This window comes from Pseudoalteromonas sp. SWN29 (assembly GCF_015864465.1).
In the GTDB taxonomy this organism is placed as follows: Bacteria; Pseudomonadota; Gammaproteobacteria; order Enterobacterales; family Alteromonadaceae; genus Pseudoalteromonas.
This window is the reverse complement of sequence record NZ_JADYXE010000106.1, coordinates 1-2,038: the sequence shown is the minus strand read 5'-3', so window position 1 is coordinate 2,038 and position 2,038 is coordinate 1. Positions and strand designations below refer to the sequence as shown.

Sequence of the window (2,038 nt, the reverse complement as noted above, 5' to 3'; positions counted from 1 at the left end):
GTAAGCGTATGGCTAACGACACCTAGCCTTGCTTAATATTCCAAGGTAACAGGGGTTCAAGGTTACTTGGCTGCTCTGCAAGGTGCTGTAAGCACGTTGATATATAGTCATGCACGACAAGATCATTAGCCTTTGCTGTTTCAACAAGACTATAGAGTACGGCACTCGCATGCGCCCCATTACTGGTATTTGAGAACAGCCAGTTTTTCCGCCCTATCACGAACGGTTTTATGGCGCGCTCTGCGCGGTTATTATCAATACTGAGCCTGCCATCCTCTAAGTAACGCCTGAATTTTTCAAATTGATTTATCGCGTAGTTGACGGCTTTACCTAGCGCCATTTTGGGCGGGATTTTATCTTTGTGCTTGAGTAACCATTGATACAATTCATCAACGATGGGGTTGGCTTTTTGTTGCCTAACAGTGAATTTTTCATCGGCTGTTTTACCTTTGATGGCTTGCTCTATACCGTAGAGCTTACCAATGAGGTTGAGCGCCACATCCGCTTTGACGGTTTTTTTATTATTGCCTTTGGCTTCAATGAATTTACGGCGTATATGGGCAAGGCATGCAACCAGTGTTGCCTGTGTTTGCTCATATGCCTTGTAGCCGTCAACGTGCATATAGCCTTGGTAACCGTCAAGAAAATCAACCACACAGTGGGCCGCGCGACTGTTATGATAATCAAACAGGACAATATTAGTGCCTTTACCCGGCTTATCATCGCCACAACAATACAGCCACATATAGCTAGTCGCTTTCTCTGCGTTAATAACGTTGAGCGGAGTTTCATCGCCATGAATAACTGCTTGAGACAACAATACCTCTTTTAAGCGTTGATACAAGGGCGCCAATAATTCAGCACAGCGTAACATCCAACTCGACATGGTTTGCCTGCTCAACTCAATACCTATATCGGCAAACACTGTTTCTTGACGATAAAGCGGTAAGCCAAACTGGTATTTACACATGATTATTTGACTCAGCAAGCTAGCCGTTGCAATGCTTTTTGGAATAGGTGTTGCGGGCATTTTTGCCGTTTTCACTGCACTTTCAATCCCTTCTCGCTCACAGTGACGGCACGTATATTTAGGGCGAATGGTTTTGATTACTTTAATATGCGCTGGCACAAACTCGAGCGCTTCACTGTTGCTTTCACCCATTTTATGTAAGGGACTTTGACAGCAATCACACATTTTGCCATCCTCTTCGAGGTCAATAACCACCTCAACTCGCGGTAACTGCGCTGGCAGTGGGCGGCGTTTCGGTTTGGCTTTTTCTTTCTTTATTGAGGGCGATGTAGCCAAGAGCGCTTTATCATGTTCATCAAGAATGTCTTCTGCTTCATTGAAACGCTCGCCAGCACCTGGCATCTTTTCAGATTTCTTCGCGTACTCTTTGGCAAGCTTCGCGTTATAAGCTTGCAGTAATTCGTGAATTTGCGCCTCTTTTTTAGCAACAACGTGTTGCAACTCAAGCACCATGCGCTTGAGTTGTTCTGGGTCGTCAGGAAGTGAGTGTGCATCAATTTTCATGTGTAAATATTAACAGTTTGCCACGCTACTTGCTTGTTTGCAGCGCGGATAATTACTGGGCAGTGGCAACGATCGTTTACTGTTAATGTGATCAATTAGCTCTCTATTTATAGCATCGATTTATACTGCAATTCTTCATGGCCTAGTACATCATACCCAGACAATAACCACTCCAGTTGTTGAGCGCTGAGTTCAAATTCTTGCAAGCAGGCTTTGGTTGGCCATTTGAACGTTTGTTTTTCTAACCGCTTGTACCACAAAGCAAACCCCGTTTTATCCCAGTAAACCAGCTTGAGTTTATCTTTCGCTTTATTGCAGAACAAAAATAATGCGCCAGTGTAAGCATCACGTTCAAGCTCGCTTTCAACGAGTGCGACCAGACCATCAATGGACTTTCGAAAATCTACAGCGTCACGATGCAAGTAAATACGCGCGGGTTCAACAAACATTTTCATAAGGCAAACTCACGAAGTAATTGGCTCAAATAAGTTGCAGGTGTTGTAG

The 2,038-nt window shown here is 44.2% G+C and carries 2 protein-coding genes; both read right to left on the bottom strand.

Going from position 1 to position 2,038, the window contains the following annotated elements; genetic code table 11:
* Positions 1–22: 22 nt before the first annotated feature.
* Entirely contained in the window at positions 23–1,534 is a 1,512-nt protein-coding gene (gene tnpC, locus I6F53_RS20010; protein ID WP_197240921.1) for an IS66 family transposase, read from the bottom strand.
* Between the two features lie 107 nt (positions 1,535–1,641).
* Positions 1,642–1,989 (bottom strand): IS66 family insertion sequence element accessory protein TnpB, encoded by a 348-nt coding sequence (gene tnpB, locus I6F53_RS20005; protein WP_197240919.1) that lies wholly within the window; start codon positions 1,987–1,989, stop codon positions 1,642–1,644.
* Positions 1,990–2,038 lie beyond the last annotated feature (49 nt).